Source organism: Micromonospora sp. DT15 (genome assembly GCF_049841475.1).
Lineage (GTDB): Bacteria > Actinomycetota > Actinomycetes > Mycobacteriales > Micromonosporaceae > Micromonospora.
This window is the reverse complement of sequence record NZ_JBNCKJ010000010.1, coordinates 174,250-191,094: the sequence shown is the minus strand read 5'-3', so window position 1 is coordinate 191,094 and position 16,845 is coordinate 174,250. Positions and strand designations below refer to the sequence as shown.

Sequence of the window (16,845 nt, the reverse complement as noted above, 5' to 3'; positions counted from 1 at the left end):
AACCGGTCGACGCCAGCGGGTCTCCCCACGGCGCGCGGCCGGGCAACCGGATCGAAGACCGTCCGAAAAAGGGAGGTCACGTGGACATCGTGGTCAAGGGCCGAAACGTCGAAGTGCCGGACCATTACCGGGTACACGTAGCCGAGAAACTCGCGAAGATCGAACGCTACGACCACAAACTTATTCGCGTTGATGTCGAGCTGTTTCACGAGCGCAATCCGCGCCAGGCCGATCACTGCCAGCGGGTGGAGATCACCTGCGTTTCCCGGGGCCCGGTCATGCGGGCCGAAGCCTGCACGAACGACTTCTACAGCGCGCTCGACGCGGCCATCGCGAAGCTCGACACCCGGCTGCGCCGCGCGGCCGACCGCCGCCGCGTACACCGGGGTCGGCACGCGCCGATCTCCGTCGCCGAGGCCACCGCTGGCCTGCCGGTCGCGGACCTGGTGCCCAACGCGCTGAGCGCGCCGAGCGATGGCGCCCGCGCCGGCACCGCCGTTGCCGAACGGGTCGAAGAGGAGCACGACGACCAGCCGTGGCACATCGCCCGGGAGAAGGTGCACCCGGCGGAGCCGATGACCATCGACGACGCGTTGTTCGAGATGGAACTGGTCGGCCACGACTTCTACCTTTTCCAGGACAAGGAGTCCGGCCGCCCCAGCGTCGTCTACCGGCGCCACGCGTACGACTACGGCATCATCTCTCTCGCCACCTGACCGGCAGCTCGTGGGGTTGTGGTGGGGTGCCCCCACCACAACCCCGCGACACCGGTCAGCGGAGGTCGGCGGGCAGCAACGCGAAGGTCAGGTCGTCCAGGCGGGCACCGGCCAGTCCGGGCAGTCGCCCGCGCTGAACTGCCTCGCGCCGAAAACCGACCCGCTCCAGCACCCGGTGCGACGGGGCGTTGTCCGGCACCGTTCCGGCCGACAGCCGGGCGATACCGACCGAGCCGAACGCCCAGCCCGCGAGCAACCGGACCGCCCGCGTCGCGTACCCCCGGCCGCGCCACTCCGGCAGCAACGCGTAGCCGACCGATGCCTCGCCGGCGGCCACGTCGGTGTACGACAAGCCGCAACTGCCCACGGGCTCGCCGCTGGTCACGTCAGTGATCATCAGCCTGGCGATCTCGCCGGTCAGCCAGCCGCTCTGCGCGAGACGACAACGCCGCTCCATCGCCTCGCGGGTCGGCGGCACCGGCGGCGCCTGGTTCGCCACCACCTCGGGTCGGCTGTGCAACCGGTACATCAGCGCCGCGTCGTCCGGCGCGAGGGGGCGCAGCGCCACCACCTGGTCGGTGAGCACCCCGCCGGGCAGGTCGGGCAGCAGCCGGGCGGTCGGGCCGGGCGGATCACCGGTGACGCGTACCCAGGCCAGCAGATCGTGCCGGCCCGCGTCGCGGGACGCACCGGCCGACCGGCGCAGACCCTCGTAGCGGAAGCCGGCGGCCAGCGCGACCCGTTGGCTCGGACCGTTCTCCGGTTCGGTGAGCAGTTCCAGCCGGGCCGCCCCGGCGGCGAACGCGTGCTCGCTCAGCACGCGGGTCGCCGCGGTGGCCAGCCCGCGACCGCGGGCCGCCGGCCGCATCCAGTAGCCGATCTCCAGCTGACCCCGGGCGGGCACCGGGTTGTTCAGCCCCACCGCGCCGAGCAGCCGATCGGTCGCGGGGTCCGCGACGGCGTACGCCGTGCCGCCGCCGGTCCAGGCCGCCGGGGCGCCGACGTCGATCCACCAGCGGGCGTCGGCCTCGGTGTACGGCGTCGGGAGGTTCGACACGAACCGTTGGGTCAGCGGGTCCGCGCAGCCGTCGACGACCTCGGCGCTGTCCTCCGGGCGGAAGGGGCGCAGCCGCACCCCGTGCGCCTCGACGACCGGCCGCAGACTCATCCCAGATCCTTCGCGAGGAGCGCACCGACCCACACGTCCACCCGCTCGCCCCGGTGCTGCACGCCACCCCGGGCCGTCCCCTCGACCAGGAAGCCCGCCTTCTCCGCCGCTCGCCGGGAGGCGGTGTTGCCCACGTTCGCCCTCCACTCGATCCGCGCCAGGCCCAACGTGCTGAAGCCCCAGGCGCTGAGCGCGACCAGCGCGGCGGGCAGGTAGCCCCGGCCCCGGGCCGCCGGCGCGGTCATGAAGCCGGTGTCGGCCACCAGCGGGTCGGTGGGGGAGAGCCGCAGGTCGAGCGTGCCCACGTACCGGTCGTCGGCGTCGGCGATCATGAAGCAGGCGGCGTCCCCCCGAGCCCAGGAGTCGCGGCCGTACGCCTGGTAGCCCTCCGCGTCGGCCCGGTCGTACGGGTCCGGCACCGTCGTCCAGCGGATGGTCTCCGGGTCCCGGCAGGTCTGCACCACCGCGTCCAGGTCCTTCTCCTCCATGGGCCGCAACCGCAGCTCGCCGGCCCCGGTCTCGGCGAACAGAACGGGCTGCGGGCGGCCGAAGATGGCGGCCCGGCGGGCGGCGAGGGTGCCCGGCCCGGCCGGACCGGTCGACCCGGCGGCCGGCACCTCGCCGGGCAGCAGCGAGCCGATCCAGCCGTCCGCGCTTCCGGGCAGCAGCGCCGGGTCGGCCAGCCGCAACCTGCCGTCGATCCGGAAACCTGCCCGGAGGGCCACCAGCCGGGAGGCGTGGTTGCCCACCTCGGCCTGCCAGATGAGCCGGCGAAGCCCGAGGGTGTCGAAGGACCAGCGGGCCACCGCCCGGGTGGCCCGGACCATCACGCCTCGACCACGCGCCCAGGGTGCCGTCCAGTAGCCGATCTCACCGGTGCCGTCCTCGCCGATCGAGGTGAGCCCGCTGGAGCCCAGCAGCTCCCCGGTGTCCGGGTCGCAGACCGCGAACGGTGCCCCGGTGCCCTCGGCCCAGGCCTTCCGGCTCATCTCGGTGACAAATCCGTGGGCGTGTTCCGGCCGGTACGGGCGCGGTACGGTGGTCCAACGCTGAATGTCCGGGTCCTGGCAGGCTCGGTGCACGGCCTCGGCATCCGTCTCTCGCCAGGGTCGCAGCAGCACGCCGTCCTCGATGATCTCCACGAGCTCCACCCGTGCATCCTGCCGCAGCGTTCGCCGACGGCGTAACCGGATAACGTTTGGGGCGTGTGCAGGACGCGAGTTATGTCGGGTTCGGCGGGGTCGAGCACCGCCACCAGTGACCATCGCGCCGATGAAGCGCCTACGATGGTTCGAGACTGTCTAGGGGAGCGTTGATCCGTGTCGATTCTGGAAAAGGTCCTTAACGCGGGCGAGGGCCGCATGGTGCGCCGCCTCAAGGCGATCGCCAATGCCGTCAGCTCGATCGAGGACGACTACATCAACCTCACCGACGAGGAACTGGCCGGCATGACCGAACAGTTCCGGGAGCGGCTCGACGAGGGTGAGACCCTCGACGACCTGCTGCCGGAGGCGTTCGCGGTTGCCCGTGAGGCGTCCGCCAGGGTGCTCGGCCAGCGCCCGTACGACGTCCAGGTGATGGGCGGCGCGGCGCTTCACTTCGGCAACATCGCCGAGATGAAGACCGGTGAGGGCAAGACGCTGACCTCGGTCATGGCCGTCTACCTCAACGCGCTCTCCGGCAAGGGCGTCCACGTGATCACGGTCAACGACTACCTCGCCCAGCGTGACGCGGCGTGGATGGGCCGGGTGCACGAGTTCCTCGGGCTGACCGTCGGCGTGGTGCTGCCCAACCGGCCGGCAAGTGAGCACAAGGCCGCGTACGAGTGCGACATCACCTACGGCACCAACAACGAGTTCGGCTTCGACTACCTGCGCGACAACATGGCCTGGTCGAAGGAAGAGCTGGTGCAGCGCGGGCACAACTTCGCGGTGGTCGACGAGGTCGACTCCATCCTGATCGACGAGGCCCGCACCCCGCTGATCATCTCCGGCCCGGCCGAGCACTCCGCCCGCTGGTATGGCGAGTTCGCTGGCGTGGTGGCCCGGCTCCAGGCCGGCACCGACGGCGAGGGCGACTACGAGGTCGACCACTCCAAGCGCACCATCGCGGTGACCGAGCGGGGTGTCGCCAAGGTCGAGGACCGGCTCGGCATCGACAACCTGTACGAGTCGGTGAACACCCCGCTGGTCGGCTACCTCAACAACGCCATCAAGGCCAAGGAGCTCTACAAGCGCGACAAGGACTACATCGTCAGCGACGGTGAGGTCCTGATCGTCGACGAGTTCACCGGTCGCATCCTGCACGGCCGTCGCTACAACGAGGGCATGCACCAGGCGATCGAGGCCAAGGAGGGGGTGGAGATCAAGCAGGAGAACCAGACCCTGGCCACCATCACCCTCCAGAACTACTTCCGCCTCTACGAGAAGCTGTCCGGGATGACCGGTACGGCGCAGACCGAGGCGAGCGAGTTCAACAAGGTCTACAAGGTCGGCGTCGTGACCATTCCGACCCACCGCCCGATGGTTCGCGAGGACCGGCCGGACGTCATCTACAAGACCGAGAAGGCCAAGTTCAACGCCGTCATCGAGGACATCGCCGAGCGGCACCAGATGGGTCAGCCGGTGCTGGTGGGCACCGTCTCGGTGGAAAACTCCGAGATCCTCTCCCAGCTGCTGCGCCGCCGTGGCATCCCGCACAACGTGCTGAACGCCAAGTTCCACGCCCGGGAGGCCGAGATCGTCGCCCAGGCCGGGCGTAAGGGCGCGGTCACCGTGGCGACCAACATGGCCGGCCGCGGCACCGACATCCTGCTCGGTGGCAACGCCGAGTTCCTCGCCGCGAACGAGCTGCGCCAGCGCGGCCTCGACCCGCTGGAGAACGAGGAAGAGTACGCCAAGGCGATGGAGGAGGTCCTTCCGACCTGGAAGCAGGCCTGCGACGCCGAGGCGGAAGAGGTCTCGGCCGCCGGCGGCCTCTACGTGCTGGGCACCGAGCGGCACGAGTCCCGGCGGATCGACAACCAGCTGCGTGGTCGTGCCGGCCGGCAGGGCGACCCGGGCGAGTCCCGTTTCTACCTGTCCCTTCAGGACGAGCTGATGCGGCGCTTCCGGGCCGGAGCGGTCGAGGCGGTGATGGAGCGCTTCAACATCCCGGAGGACGTGCCCATCGAGTCGAAGATGGTCACCCGGCAGATCAAGAGCGCCCAGGCCCAGATCGAGGGTCAGAACGCCGAGATCCGCAAGAACGTGCTCAAGTACGACGAGGTGCTCAACAAGCAGCGCCAGGTCGTCTACGCCGAGCGGCTCCGGGTGCTCAACGGTGAAGACCTCTCCGACCAGGTCCGCAACATGATCGACGACACCGTCGAGGCGTACGTGCGGGGCGCCACCTCCGACGGCTACGGCGAAGACTGGGACCTCGATCAGCTCTGGTCCAGCCTCAAGCAGCTCTACCCGGTCGGCGTGACGATCGAGGAGTTGGAAGAGGAGGCCGGTGGCTCCCGGGCCGGCATGGACGCCGACTTCCTGGTCGCCCGCCTCAAGGACGACGCCAACGCCGCGTACGACCGGCGTGAGGAGCAGCTCGGCACCGAGGGGGTGCGCCAGCTCGAGCGGATGGTGCTGCTCCAGGTCATCGACCGCAAGTGGCGCGAGCACCTCTACGAGATGGACTACCTCCAGGAGGGCATCAACCTCCGGGCGTACGCCCAGCGCGACCCGGTGGTGGAATACCAGCGCGAGGGCTTCGACATGTTCGCCACCATGATGGAGGGCATCAAGGAGGAGACAGTCGGTTTCCTCTACAACGTCGACGTCCAGGTGACCGAACCGGAGCCCGAGGAGGGGGCCGACGAGGTCACCCTGCTCGACAAGCCGGTGGAGATCCGGGCCAAGGGCCTCAACCAGGCACCGCGGCGGCAGGGCCTGCAATACTCCGCCCCCACCATCGACGGTGAGGCCAGCCCGGGCGCGGTCGCCGTGGAGCAGGCAGAACAGCAGGCTCCGGCGCTCGGTGTGGGCCGACCGGCTCCGGGTGCTCCGGCGGCACCGGGGCGGAGCGCGCCGTCCGCGCCGCAGCGGCCGGCATCCGGGCTGCGTGGCCCGGCTGTTCCGTCGGCTGCTGCCCGTCGGCCGGCACCGAACCAGGCGGAGGCGAGCAACGGCCCGTCCCGCAACGCACCGTGCCCGTGTGGCTCGGGCCGCAAGTACAAGCGCTGCCACGGCGCGCCCAACGGCGGCAACTGACCAACAGCAGCTGCACTGACAGCGTCTGACCGACGGGTCCCGGCCGACCAGGCCGGGACCCGTCGGTGTTCTTGTGAGCCTCGCGACCGACCGGGGCAGGCGGGTCAGAGCACGTGCAGGGCGACACAGAGCCAGCGGCCCCGGCGATGTTCGAGGCGCAGGGCCATCGCCCAACTTCGGCCGCCCGTGCCGGTGAGGACGGCTGCCGCCTCCACTGCGGTCTCCCGGGGCTCACAGACCCGCAGGCGTAGCAGCCGGACCAGTGGCCGGCCGCTACGGCGGCGGGATGTCCCGGCCCGGCCGGGTGCGCGGGCGAGCTCGGTCAGCAGGTCGCCCGCTCGGGTCGGGTCGAGTAGCGCTCGCACCTGGGCCGGCGAACGGTAGCCGTTGACCACCTCCAGGCAGGTGCCGACGAAGCGGTGCGCGGCCCGGGTGGTTTCCGGTGCGGTCGACGGCGGCAACGACGCGACCGGGTGGGTGGTGGACCGGCTGGGCACCGGGCGCAGGGCTGCTCGCCGCTCCGCCGGCCGAATCGGGCTGGGCCGGGTGGAGGCGAACAGATCGAGGGCGAGTTGACCGTCGGTTGGCCCCGGCCAGTACGACCCGTCGCTCTCGTCCACGTAGGGCGGATCGAAGGGCGGAACGGGGCGTAGCCGCACTGGTGGTCGGGAAGGACCGGATCGCGCTCCGCTCATCAGGGCCCCTTCGATCTTGCGTTTGCCTACGTTTGCCTCCGACAAGCTCGATTCTGAGTGACAGAACGGCCTCGGTCAATGGCTTCGCGGCGGCCTCGGCCCGACAAAGGGCATGATCTACTCGGGTTCCTTGATAGCGCGGTGTCCGAGCGGCCTCAATGCCACGACTTCCGCGAAACCGAGTGGATCATCCGCTCGGGCGGGCTCGGGCGGGCTCGGCGGGCTCGGCGGGCTCGGCGGGACGGATGGGCGGGTGGGCCGGGGCTCTGCTACTCGGAGTCGCGGTCGACCAGCGGGTTGCTCTGCACCCAGTCTGCCGTCTCATCGTATTTGCGCGCTATGTACTCCTCCAGCCGGGTGCGCTCTACGCGCCACTGGCCGCGCCCGCCGATCTTGATCGCCGGCAGTTCACCGCTGCGCACCATGTGGTAGACCTGCGAGTCCGACACGTTGAGCTCGGCGGCCACGTCGGAGAGCAGCAGGAACCTGGGTTCCACAGAAACTCCCGGGGTTGATGTCGTTTGGCTCAGTTTGCCACCGACAGACCTCGCCGCCCAGTGCCGCACCGGTTCAGTGGCCGACCAACCCGCGCGGGACACACCGGCGGGAAACTTCCTCCGGCCGGAGGCGGGGTGTATGACGGTCACGGCGTGCGGCATGATCTGCGCCCGTGCCGGCGGCCGCCGGTGGAGGACGACGCGGGGAGACGACCGGTGACCGACGAGCTTGTCCGGGTGTACGTGCCGGCGACCGTACCGATGCTGGCCCGGCTTCGCGAGGAGGGGCTGGCCGCCGACCAGGCGCACGCCGTGACTCCGGCGCTTCGTGAGTGGTACGCCGAGGGTGACGAGGAGGAGTTGGAGTACGTCGCCTTCACCCGCGCAGCCCAGGACGCCCTGCACCTGCTCCGGGCCGATCCGACCGCTCCCCGGCGTCGCGTCGTCGTCTCGGTCGACCTGCCGTCGGCGGCGGTCGGGCGCGGCGACGGTGAGCTGGGCTCCAGCTTTGTGGCGTTGACCGACGCCGTGCCGGTGGGTGCCGTCGCGGCCATCCACGTGGATAGCGCGGACGCGGCCGAGGAGGTCGGCGCGGCTGCCGACGTGGTGGCCGAGGCGGCGGCTGGTGACCCGGACGCCCAGTTCACCGTCGACGGCGCCGAGGACCACGAGCTGGAGTGGTACGACGTGACGGAGCTGGACCAGGTTCTCAACGCCACCGACTGACCGGGAACACCGGCCCCGACCGCCCGAGCTGCCCCCGGCTCCGATCATGGAGTTGTGGTGGTGAACATAAGCCGCACAGGCAGTTGAACCGCCCACCACAACTCCATGATCGACCGGGGAGGGGGGCGGCTCAGCGCGTTGGGTCGGCCTTTGCCGGGTCGGCTCCGGAGGTTTCAGGTGCGTCGAACGTCTCGGCCGGGTCGGCGTCGAACGCCTTGGCGTAGCCCGGCTTGTCGTCCGCCGGGTCGGCCTGGTCCGCGACGGGGTTCGGGTCGCTGGCGGGTTCGTCGTCGTCACTGTGGGCGGGGCTGAGCGTGCGGCCGAACGCGATGAGCGCGGTCAGCGCCCCCACGAAGAGCACCCAGATGCCGTTGTCGACCCGCGAGGTGCCCAGCGAGGTCTGGGCTACCGCGTCGGCCTCACTGAGCGCGCTGGCGAGGTCGAGCAGCGACCGGCCGCCAACCCTGATGATCACTTCGGCGAGCAGTAGGAGGAGCCCCGGGCCGGCGCCGGCGAGCAGGTACGCCGGCCAGCGCAGCGTCGGTGCCTCGGGATCGCGGCGGACGGCTCGACGCCGCGCCCAGGTCAGGTAGCCGAAGGCCAGTAGCCCGGCGAGCAGCCCGGCGACGAGCGATTCGGTGCGGGACACCCACTTGGCTGCGTTGATCAACGACTCCTGGCTGTCGCCGGAGCCGAAGAGGTCGAACAGCGGGTCCCGGGCGCGGCTGAACGCGACCACGAAGATCAGCGTGCCTAGGGCGGCGGTGACCACAGCACCGATCGCCGGGGCGGTCCGCGCGCCGGCCAGCGCGCCCCCGATGATCGCCGCGGCCGCCGTGGTGCCGGCGATCACGTTGGTGGTGGACGTGTCGAAGTAGGTGAGGTTGATGGCCACCGCGGCGGCGAGCCCGACCAGCATTCCGCCGCCGATCGCCCCGGCGAAGCGCAGGGTGGCCCAGTCGCCGTACCGGCGGGCCAGCAGGTTGCCGGCGGCCAGCGCGACGGCCGCCCCGGCCACCAGCGCGGCCGAGATCACGCCGGGCAGGGCGAACGCGGAGAGGCTGATCGCGGTGACCCCGGCCGCCGCCGAGGTGATGGCCTCCCGGGTGGACCAGAGCATGGCGGCCAGCCAGCCGAGCGCCAGCAGCGCGAGCACTGTGGCGCCGGGGGCGGGAAGCGGCCGACTGCCGGCGCTGGCCGCGTCGACCGCCGGCTCGTCCGACTCAGCGGCCGGGACGCGGCCGGGCTGCTTGACCGCGGGGACGCGGCTGGGCTGCTTGGTCATCGTCTCCCCTTCGAGGCGGCAGGTCACCGACCATTCAGGGTACGCGGGCCTGCTGGGCTGCCTGTCGCCCCGGGACGGCGGGACGGATCGAGGCCGGTCGGTAAGGGGAGGAGGGGTGGGGCGGTCCTTGGCGCGGGGCGGTGGCGGAAGTGGGTCGCGCGGCCCGTCGTGGGAGAATCACGGGAGGTCCCGCCGCTGCTCGGCCTCCCGTGCGGCGTCCGGTGTCCGGCCATCCGGTCGGTGCCCGCGGTTCCGGTTTCGCCACTGCTGTCGAGATCGCCAGGAGCCTTGATGGATGCCGTGTTCTCCGTTCCCGAGCCGCGCAACGAGCCGGTTCGCAACTACGAGCCGGGCAGCCCCGACCGGGACCGGCTCCAGCGGCGGCTGACCGAGCTCGCCGCCGAGCGCATCGACCTGCCGATGACCATCGGCGGTGAGCAGCGGATGGCCGGCGGTGACCCGATCAACGTGGTGCAGCCGCACAAGCACGCCCACGTGCTGGGGGTGACCGGGCACGCCACCCACGACGACGCGCGCGCCGCGACCAGGGCGGCCAAGGACGCCGCCCCGATGTGGCGGGCGCTGCCCTTCGAGGAGCGCGCCGCGATCTTCCTGCGAGCCGCCGAGCTGCTCGCCGGTCCCTGGCGGGACACGCTCAACGCCGCCACCATGCTCGGTCAGTCGAAGACCGCGATCCAGGCGGAGATCGACGCGGCGTGCGAGTTCATCGACTTCCTGCGGTTCAACGTGCACTTCGCGCGTCGCCTGCTCGAGGAGCAGCCGGCGTCCTCGCCCGGCGTCTGGAACCGCTTCGACCACCGCCCGCTGGAGGGCTTCGTCTACGCGGTCACCCCGTTCAACTTCACCGCCATCGCCGGCAACCTGCCGTCGGCGCCGGCCCTGCTGGGCAACACCGTGGTCTGGAAGCCGGGCCCGACCCAGCAGTTCGCCGCGCACTTCACGATGCGGCTGTTCGAGGCCGCCGGCCTGCCGCCCGGCGTGATCAACATGGTCACCGGTCGGGGCGAGGAGGTCTCCGATGTCGTGCTCGCCGATCCGGATCTGGCCGGCATCCACTTCACCGGTTCAACGAAGGTCTTCCAGCAGTTGTGGCGGACCGTGGGCGACAACATCTCCCGTTACCGGGGCTACCCGCGCCTGGTCGGCGAGACCGGCGGCAAGGACTTCGTCGTCGCGCACACCAGCGCCGACGTGGACGCTCTGCACACCGCGCTGATCCGTGGCGCGTACGAGTACCAGGGCCAGAAGTGCTCGGCGGCCTCGCGGGCGTACGTGCCGCGCTCGATCTGGGAGGGTGGGCTGCGGGACCGGCTGGCCGCCACCGCCGACTCGCTGACCTACGGCGACGTGACCGACTTCGGCAACTTCGGCGGTGCGGTCATCGACGACAAGGCCTTCGCCCGGCACACCGCCGCGCTGGAGCTGATCGCCGGTGACGACAGCTGCCGGGTGCTGGCCGGCGGCACCGCCGACGACTCGGTCGGCTACTTCGTGCGACCGACGCTCTTCGAGTGCGGCGACGCCGCTCACGAGACCTTCACCACCGAGTACTTCGGGCCGATCCTGGGCGTGCACGTGTTCGACGACGCCCGCTTCGACGAGGTCGTCGCGCAGGCGGAGTCGATCGCCCCGTACGCGTTGACCGGCTCGGTGTTCGCCACCGACCGCCGGGTCGTCGAGTCGGTCGGTGAGCGGATGCGGTACGCGGCCGGCAACTTCTACATCAACGACAAGCCGACCGGCGCGGTGGTCGGGCAGCAGCCCTTCGGTGGCGCCCGCGCCAGCGGCACCAACGACAAGGCAGGCTCCTGGCTGAACCTGGTCCGCTGGGTCTCCCCGCGGACGATCAAGGAGACCTTCGTGCCGCCGACCGACCACACGTACCCCCACATGGGCTGACCGGCGACGACCCGCCGGCGGCGCGTGGGCGCCGCCGGCGGGATGCCCGGAATGTGGCAATCCATCGATAGTCCTCAACGGACAGTCTGCCGCCGACAGTGCACTTAGGAAGTCCTGTCGGGTGGCAAACCGGCAAATCCTGGACGCCGGGTGCGCAAAGTGGCAGCGTAGTGGCCATGGCGGATTCCGGAGTCAACCCTACGGCGGCGGCCCTTCTCGGCCTCCTCCACGAGGGCCCGATGACAGGCGGTCAGTTGATGGCCGCCGCTGAGCGCCGTCTGGCGCCGTACTGGTCGATGACCCGCAGTCAGGTGTACCGCGAGTTGCCGGTGCTGGCTGAGCGGGGTTACGTGCGGCTCGGCAAGCCGGGCCCGCGGATGAGCCAGCCCTACGCACTCACCGCCAGCGGAAAACGGACGTTTTCCCGCTGGCTCGCGGAGAACCCGGGGCGGGACACCATCCGCAACCCGATAGCGCTCCGGATGGCGTTCGGCAACCTGCACTCCGCCAGCCAGCTGAAGGGCCTTTACGCCTCGGCCAACGAATACCACACCGAGGCCCTCGCCCAGGTGCGGGAGCAGGTGAAGAACGCCAAACGGGACGGCGAGACGTACGACGCCAGCGCGCTGGAGTTCGCCGTCGCCTACCACCGGGCGGCCCTGTCATGGTTGAAGTCCGCCCCCGTCGGGTGATGGTCGGCGGGTTCGCGCATAGGGAACGAGCTGCTCCGCTCCCGACGCAGTACGCTTGTCTGTCGTGACCGCTGCCGATTACGCCGAACAGCTCAAGGAACTCGACGCGACCCTGCGAAACATCGAGGCCGTCCTCAACCTCGACCGGCTCCACGAGGACAAGGCCCGCCTGGAGCAGGAGGCCTCCGCCCCCGATCTGTGGGACGACCAGGCCAAGGCCCAGCAGGTGACCTCGCAGCTGTCGTACGTCAACGGCGAGATCAGCAAGCTGGGCAGCCTGCGCTCCGGGCTCGACGACGCCCAGGTGCTGCTGGAGCTGGCCGAGGCCGAGGCCGACCCGGGTGTGCTGACCGAGGTCGAGTCGGAGATCACCGGGCTGACCAAGGCCATCCAGGAGATGGAGGTCCGCACCCTGCTCTCCGGCGAGTACGACTCCCGGGAGGCGCTGGTCGCCATCCGGGCCGGCGCGGGTGGCGTGGACGCCGCGGACTTCGCCGAGATGCTGCTGCGGATGTACCTGCGCTGGGCGGAGCGGCACGGCTACCCCACCGAGGTCTACGAGACGTCGTACGCCGAGGAGGCGGGCCTGAAGTCGGCCACCTTCGCGGTGAAGGTGCCGTACGCGTACGGCACGCTCAGCGTCGAGTCGGGCACGCACCGGCTGGTCCGGATCAGCCCGTTCGACAACCAGGGCCGTCGGCAGACCAGCTTCGCGGGTGTCGAGGTTCTGCCGGTCACCGAGCAGACCGACCACATCGACATCCCGGAGAACGAGGTTCGGGTCGATGTCTACCGCTCCTCCGGGCCGGGTGGGCAGAGCGTCAACACCACCGACTCGGCGGTGCGCCTGACGCACATCCCGACGGGCATCGTGGTGACCTGCCAGAACGAGAAGTCCCAGTTGCAGAACAAGGCCTCCGCGCTGCGGGTGCTCCAGGCCCGGCTCCTGGAGCGCAAGCGCCAGGAGGAGGAAGAGAAGATGGCCGGCCTCAAGAGCGGCGGCACGAGCTCGTGGGGCGACCAGATGCGCTCCTACGTCCTGCACCCGTATCAGATGGTGAAGGATCTCCGAACCGAGCAGGAGACCGGCAATCCGAGCGGGGTCTTCGACGGCGACCTCGACGATTTCATCGAGGCCGGCATCCGTTGGCGCAAGCAGCGTCAACTCGCCAACGACACTGCGTGACGGCTCGCGGGCGGAGCGCGTCATCGATCTCCAGGTAGAGGCCTGATTCGACGACGCGCGCCGGATCTGTGGGGCGTGGGGCTTGGCTCAGTTGTTACACCGCGTAGACTCACCACCCGTGATTCAGCTTGAGCAAGTGACGAAGACGTACCCGAAGGCGTCCCGGCCTTCGCTCGACAACGTGTCCGTCTCGATCGAGAAGGGCGAGTTCGTCTTCTTCATCGGTCCATCCGGCTCCGGCAAGTCCACGATCATCAAAATGCTGCTGCACGAGGTGGCCCCCAACAAGGGGCGCGTCGTCGTCAACGGCAAGGACGTCACGTCGATGCGATCCTGGAAGCGACCCCACTTCCGGCGATCGATCGGCTGCGTCTTCCAGGACTTCCGGTTGCTGCCCAACCGCACCGCCTACGAGAACGTGGCGTTCGCCCTTGAGGTGATCGGTAAGACGAAGGCGGTTGCCCGCCGGGTCGTGCCGGAGGTGCTGGAGCTGGTCGGGCTCGGTGGCAAGGAGCATCGCTACCCGCACGAGCTCTCCGGTGGTGAGCAGCAGCGGGTCGCCGTCGCCCGGGCGTTCGTGAACCGTCCACTGATCCTGCTGGCGGACGAGCCCACCGGAAACCTGGACCCGGACACCTCGATCGAGATCATGCGTCTGCTGGACCGGATCAATCGCACCGGCACGACCGTCGTGATGGTCACCCACGACTCCAACATCGTGAACCAGATGCGCCGCCGCGTCGTTGAGATTGAGAGCGGTCGCATCGTGCGTGACCAGGCCCGCGGCGTCTACGGGTGAGCCGGCGCTCCACCCCTGCGCAGCCTGACGACGAACACCTCATGCCGGAGACCCGGAGGAAATCCCGATGCGCGTGAAATACGTCCTGTCCGAGGTACTGGTCGGACTGTGGCGCAACGTGACCATGTCCATCGCGATGATCATCACGATGGCGGTCTCGCTGACCATGCTCGGCGCCAGCGGTCTGATGTACCGCCAGGTCGACGACATGAAGGACCTCTACTACAAGAACATCCAGGTCTCGATCTTCATGGAGCAGGAGGTGAGCGAGCAGCAGCGCACCGACCTGCAGACCAAGCTCGACGGCGACCCCCTGGTCAAGGAGGTCATCTACGTCGACAAGGCCCAGGCGTACGAGCGCTTCAAGTCGATGTACCAGGACGCGCCGGATCTGGTCAACGCGGTCAAGCCGGACCAGCTGCCCGAGTCTTTCCGACTCACACTGAACAATCCGGAGCAGTACAAGAACGTCTACGACCAGTACAAGGACACGGAGGGTGTCGAGGAGATCGTCGACCAGAGTCGACTGCTCGACAAGATCTTCAACATCCTCACCGCGATCCAGAACATCGCCCTGGCCGCCGCCATCGTGATGGCGGTCGCCGCCCTGCTGCTGGTCGCGAACACCATTCAGGTGGCCGCGTACAGCAAGCGGCGTGAGGTGGCGGTCATGAAGCTGGTCGGCGCGTCCAACTGGTTCATCCAGGCGCCGTTCGTGCTGGAGGCCGTGGTGGCCGGCCTGATCGGTTCACTCCTCGGTCTGGTGGCCCTGGTCGCGGCGAAGTATCTGCTCTTCGACGGGTCGCTGAGCGCGTTGCAGGGTCTGCTCTCGCCGATCACCTGGGGCGACATTCTGTTCATCTTCCCGCTGATGGCCGGCGTCGGTGGTCTTGTCAGCGCGGGCACCGCCTGGATCACCCTGCGCTTCTACCTGCGGGTCTAGGCACCGTACGGGTCGTCCCGTGGTCTCCCGAGGACCCTCCCGCAGCCGGAAATAAACGGCGCGGGAGGGTCCTTGTCGTTCGGGTAGCATGATCGGTTGTCCGGCCGGGGTGGGCCCGGCCGCGGACGCCAGGAGAGGGGGTGGCACCGATGCCACGGGAAAAGGGGCGCAAGGTGGTCGCCTCCAACAAGAAGGCGCGCCACGACTACGCCATCTTCGACACGTACGAGGCGGGCATGGCGCTGACCGGCACCGAGGTCAAGTCGCTTCGGGCCGGGCGAGCGTCACTTGTCGACGCGTTCGCGCAGGAACGTGACGGCGAGTTGTTCCTGCACGCGATGCACATCCCGGAGTACACCCAGGGCACCTGGACCAACCATGAGCCCCGGCGTACCCGCAAGCTGCTGCTCAACCGGGGCGAGATCGACAAGCTCCTCGGCAGGACCCGCGAGGGCGGTTTCACCATCGTCCCGTTGCAGGTCTACTTCTCGGACGGCTGGGCCAAGGTCGAGATCGCCCTGGCCAAGGGCAAGAAGTCGTACGACAAGCGCCAGGATCTCGCCAAGCGCGACGCGGATCGGGAGATCGCCCGGGTGTCCGGTCGACGTGGCAAGGGAATGGACGACTAGTTCATCCTGTTTGTCCGGGTCGGCGTGCCGGCCCGGGGCTCGGGATGAAAGCTGTTGCGGCAGGCGTTAGTCTTGTCAGTGCCGCCACATCGGCGGCCTGTCGAGGGGGTGACTGGTTTCGACTTCGTACGCAGCGACAGGGGAAGCGAGCCGAGGAAGCCGACGTCGTCTCGAGAATCGGTCGTCGGAAACTTATAAGCGCCAAGCAAAATCGCGCTGACTTCGCTCTCGCCGCCTGAGGCGAGTAGCTAAGTCTGTCGGCCTGGGAACGCCTTCGTCCCAGTAGCCGGCATCAGCTAGGAGGCTGGCCAATCGGACCCGGTCGCGGGGTCCGTGCGGCGAGATTAATCAGCGACTGGGCCCGTCACACCAACTTGCTCGCGTGAGCGGTGGGGCCGAGTAGAGGCACAGCGAGCTGCGCTCGGAGAAGCCCTGACAAACCGGCGAAGGACCCGGGTTCGATTCCCGGCACCTCCACCACCTCGAACGAAGCGCCCCGGCCCACCAGCCGGGGCGCTTCGTTGTTCGCGGGGTCTTACGCTGCCTCCTGTGACCAACCAGGAGCTGCGCCTGTCGGTCGGCGCGTCGCCCGGCCAGCGCGTCGTGGCGGTGGTGTTCGGCGTCCTGCTCACGGCCGTCGGCGCGGCGTTCGTGGCGCTGCCCCTCGTCGCCGATGGGCTGCTGCGCCGACTGACCGGCCGGGGTGACGCGTTCGCCTCCTATGAGGAGGCTCGCGACCTGCCACCGGGGCTGTTGCCGCCCGGGCTGCGCGACTCCGTCGACCCGAACCAGTCCGGTCCCAGCCCGTTGGTCGGCCTGTGTGGTCTGCCCTTTGTGCTGCTCGGCCTCTACCTGGTGCTGCGGGTGCTCCGTACGGCCGCCTGGCTGGACGGCAGCCGGGCTCGGGTACGCGGTGCGCTGCGCACCCGCACCGTCGACCTCGCCACCGCCCGGATCGAGTCCGGTGCGGTGTCGTACCGCGAGGCGGACGACGACCCGGCTGGCGAACCGCAGGCGCGGGCCATTCTCGCGACCGACCCGGGGAGCGCCCGGGGGGTCACCATCCCGCTGCGCGGCATGGGGCTGCCCGTCCTGCCGCCGTCCGAGCTGCGGGCGCTGGCCGAGGCGATCACGACGGGTCGACCGGGCGACGAGCCGGCGGGCGACGCGACCGCCGTGGCCGACCACCTGCGCCGGCTGGCAGAGCGCCCGTCGGCCGACTGAGGCGGTCGTACGTCCCAGGCGGCCGTGCGGAGGGCTGGAGGCCCACAGCAGCGGGGCTGGTGGGGTCACTGGGGTCAACGGGGCAGATGAGACGAGCCTGGGCCCTGGACAGGGTGGG

Annotated in this window: 15 protein-coding genes and 1 other RNA gene; 11 read left to right on the top strand and 5 right to left on the bottom strand. The window is 69.9% G+C overall.

The window, feature by feature from the left end:
• Nucleotides 1-80 precede the first annotated feature (80 nt).
• Nucleotides 81-716, top strand: a complete 636-nt coding sequence (gene hpf / locus ACLQ3F_RS22695; protein ID WP_355005557.1) for a ribosome hibernation-promoting factor, HPF/YfiA family — start codon at nucleotides 81-83, stop codon at nucleotides 714-716.
• 55 nt (nucleotides 717-771) lie between these two features.
• Here hpf and ACLQ3F_RS22690 read toward each other — a convergent pair whose 3' ends face one another.
• Nucleotides 772-1,884, bottom strand: a complete 1,113-nt coding sequence (locus tag ACLQ3F_RS22690) for a GNAT family N-acetyltransferase (protein WP_425851254.1) — start codon at nucleotides 1,882-1,884, stop codon at nucleotides 772-774.
• Entirely contained in the window at nucleotides 1,881-3,035 is a 1,155-nt protein-coding gene (locus ACLQ3F_RS22685; RefSeq protein ID WP_425851252.1) for a GNAT family N-acetyltransferase, read from the bottom strand. The genes ACLQ3F_RS22690 and ACLQ3F_RS22685 overlap by 4 nt, the downstream gene beginning before the upstream one ends.
• Before the next feature lie 168 nt (nucleotides 3,036-3,203).
• On the opposite strand from ACLQ3F_RS22685, the gene secA reads away from it, so the two are divergent.
• Nucleotides 3,204-6,131 (top strand): preprotein translocase subunit SecA, encoded by a 2,928-nt coding sequence (secA, locus tag ACLQ3F_RS22680; RefSeq protein ID WP_425851251.1) that lies wholly within the window; start codon nucleotides 3,204-3,206, stop codon nucleotides 6,129-6,131.
• 104 nt (nucleotides 6,132-6,235) lie between these two features.
• Here secA and ACLQ3F_RS22675 read toward each other — a convergent pair whose 3' ends face one another.
• Together ACLQ3F_RS22675 and ACLQ3F_RS22670 are read right to left on the bottom strand one after the other, a co-directional pair.
• On the bottom strand, nucleotides 6,236-6,826 hold the full coding sequence (locus tag ACLQ3F_RS22675; RefSeq protein WP_425851249.1) for an Rv3235 family protein: 591 nt from the start codon (nucleotides 6,824-6,826) through the stop codon (nucleotides 6,236-6,238).
• A 269-nt stretch (nucleotides 6,827-7,095) separates the two neighbouring features.
• Entirely contained in the window at nucleotides 7,096-7,323 is a 228-nt protein-coding gene (locus ACLQ3F_RS22670; RefSeq protein WP_425851247.1) for a helix-turn-helix domain-containing protein, read from the bottom strand.
• Between the two features lie 216 nt (nucleotides 7,324-7,539).
• Here ACLQ3F_RS22670 and ACLQ3F_RS22665 point away from each other — a divergent pair, with 216 nt between their 5' ends.
• Nucleotides 7,540-8,049 carry a DUF6912 family protein gene (locus ACLQ3F_RS22665; RefSeq protein ID WP_425851245.1) on the top strand — a complete coding sequence of 170 codons (510 nt, stop codon included), beginning with the start codon at nucleotides 7,540-7,542 and terminating at the stop codon, nucleotides 8,047-8,049.
• A 130-nt stretch (nucleotides 8,050-8,179) separates the two neighbouring features.
• On the opposite strand, the gene ACLQ3F_RS22660 is transcribed toward ACLQ3F_RS22665, so the two are convergent.
• On the bottom strand, nucleotides 8,180-9,334 hold the full coding sequence (locus tag ACLQ3F_RS22660; protein WP_425851244.1) for a hypothetical protein: 1,155 nt from the start codon (nucleotides 9,332-9,334) through the stop codon (nucleotides 8,180-8,182).
• A 291-nt stretch (nucleotides 9,335-9,625) separates the two neighbouring features.
• Between ACLQ3F_RS22660 and pruA the strand changes: the two genes are divergently transcribed.
• The 8 genes from pruA to ACLQ3F_RS22620 all read left to right on the top strand — a co-directional run bounded on the left by pruA (nucleotide 9,626) and on the right by ACLQ3F_RS22620 (nucleotide 16,727).
• Complete coding sequence (gene pruA / locus ACLQ3F_RS22655; RefSeq protein WP_357203330.1) at nucleotides 9,626-11,254, top strand: L-glutamate gamma-semialdehyde dehydrogenase; 1,629 nt, start codon at nucleotides 9,626-9,628, stop codon at nucleotides 11,252-11,254.
• Nucleotides 11,255-11,430: 176 nt separating this feature from the next.
• Nucleotides 11,431-11,946 (top strand): PadR family transcriptional regulator, encoded by a 516-nt coding sequence (locus tag ACLQ3F_RS22650; protein WP_238666587.1) that lies wholly within the window; start codon nucleotides 11,431-11,433, stop codon nucleotides 11,944-11,946.
• A 64-nt stretch (nucleotides 11,947-12,010) separates the two neighbouring features.
• Nucleotides 12,011-13,132: a peptide chain release factor 2 gene (prfB, locus tag ACLQ3F_RS22645; RefSeq protein ID WP_357208119.1), complete on the top strand. Its 1,122-nt coding sequence runs from the start codon at nucleotides 12,011-12,013 to the stop codon at nucleotides 13,130-13,132.
• A gap of 118 nt (nucleotides 13,133-13,250) precedes the next feature.
• Nucleotides 13,251-13,931 (top strand): cell division ATP-binding protein FtsE, encoded by a 681-nt coding sequence (ftsE, locus tag ACLQ3F_RS22640; protein WP_030331491.1) that lies wholly within the window; start codon nucleotides 13,251-13,253, stop codon nucleotides 13,929-13,931.
• Between the two features lie 67 nt (nucleotides 13,932-13,998).
• A complete protein-coding gene (gene ftsX, locus ACLQ3F_RS22635; protein WP_112582377.1) occupies nucleotides 13,999-14,874 on the top strand; it encodes a permease-like cell division protein FtsX in 876 nt (291 codons plus the stop codon).
• Between the two features lie 149 nt (nucleotides 14,875-15,023).
• Nucleotides 15,024-15,503, top strand: a complete 480-nt coding sequence (smpB, locus tag ACLQ3F_RS22630; RefSeq protein WP_124854050.1) for an SsrA-binding protein SmpB — start codon at nucleotides 15,024-15,026, stop codon at nucleotides 15,501-15,503.
• Nucleotides 15,504-15,607: 104 nt separating this feature from the next.
• Nucleotides 15,608-15,983, top strand: a transfer-messenger RNA (tmRNA) gene (gene ssrA / locus ACLQ3F_RS22625).
• Nucleotides 15,984-16,052: 69 nt separating this feature from the next.
• Nucleotides 16,053-16,727, top strand: coding sequence for a hypothetical protein (locus ACLQ3F_RS22620; protein ID WP_425851241.1), 675 nt, complete (start codon nucleotides 16,053-16,055; stop codon nucleotides 16,725-16,727).
• The last annotated feature ends 118 nt before the right edge of the window (nucleotides 16,728-16,845 follow it).

Coding starts and splice junctions, on each gene's coding strand:
- ACLQ3F_RS22650 (WP_238666587.1), top strand. CDS start 11,431: ATGGCGGATTCCGGAGTCAACCCTACGGCGGCGGCCCTTCTCGGCCTC.
- ACLQ3F_RS22690 (WP_425851254.1), bottom strand. CDS start 1,884: ATGAGTCTGCGGCCGGTCGTCGAGGCGCACGGGGTGCGGCTGCGCCCC.
- pruA (WP_357203330.1), top strand. CDS start 9,626: ATGGATGCCGTGTTCTCCGTTCCCGAGCCGCGCAACGAGCCGGTTCGC.
- ftsX (WP_112582377.1), top strand. CDS start 13,999: ATGCGCGTGAAATACGTCCTGTCCGAGGTACTGGTCGGACTGTGGCGC.
- smpB (WP_124854050.1), top strand. CDS start 15,024: ATGCCACGGGAAAAGGGGCGCAAGGTGGTCGCCTCCAACAAGAAGGCG.
- ACLQ3F_RS22675 (WP_425851249.1), bottom strand. CDS start 6,826: ATGAGCGGAGCGCGATCCGGTCCTTCCCGACCACCAGTGCGGCTACGC.
- ACLQ3F_RS22660 (WP_425851244.1), bottom strand. CDS start 9,334: ATGACCAAGCAGCCCAGCCGCGTCCCCGCGGTCAAGCAGCCCGGCCGC.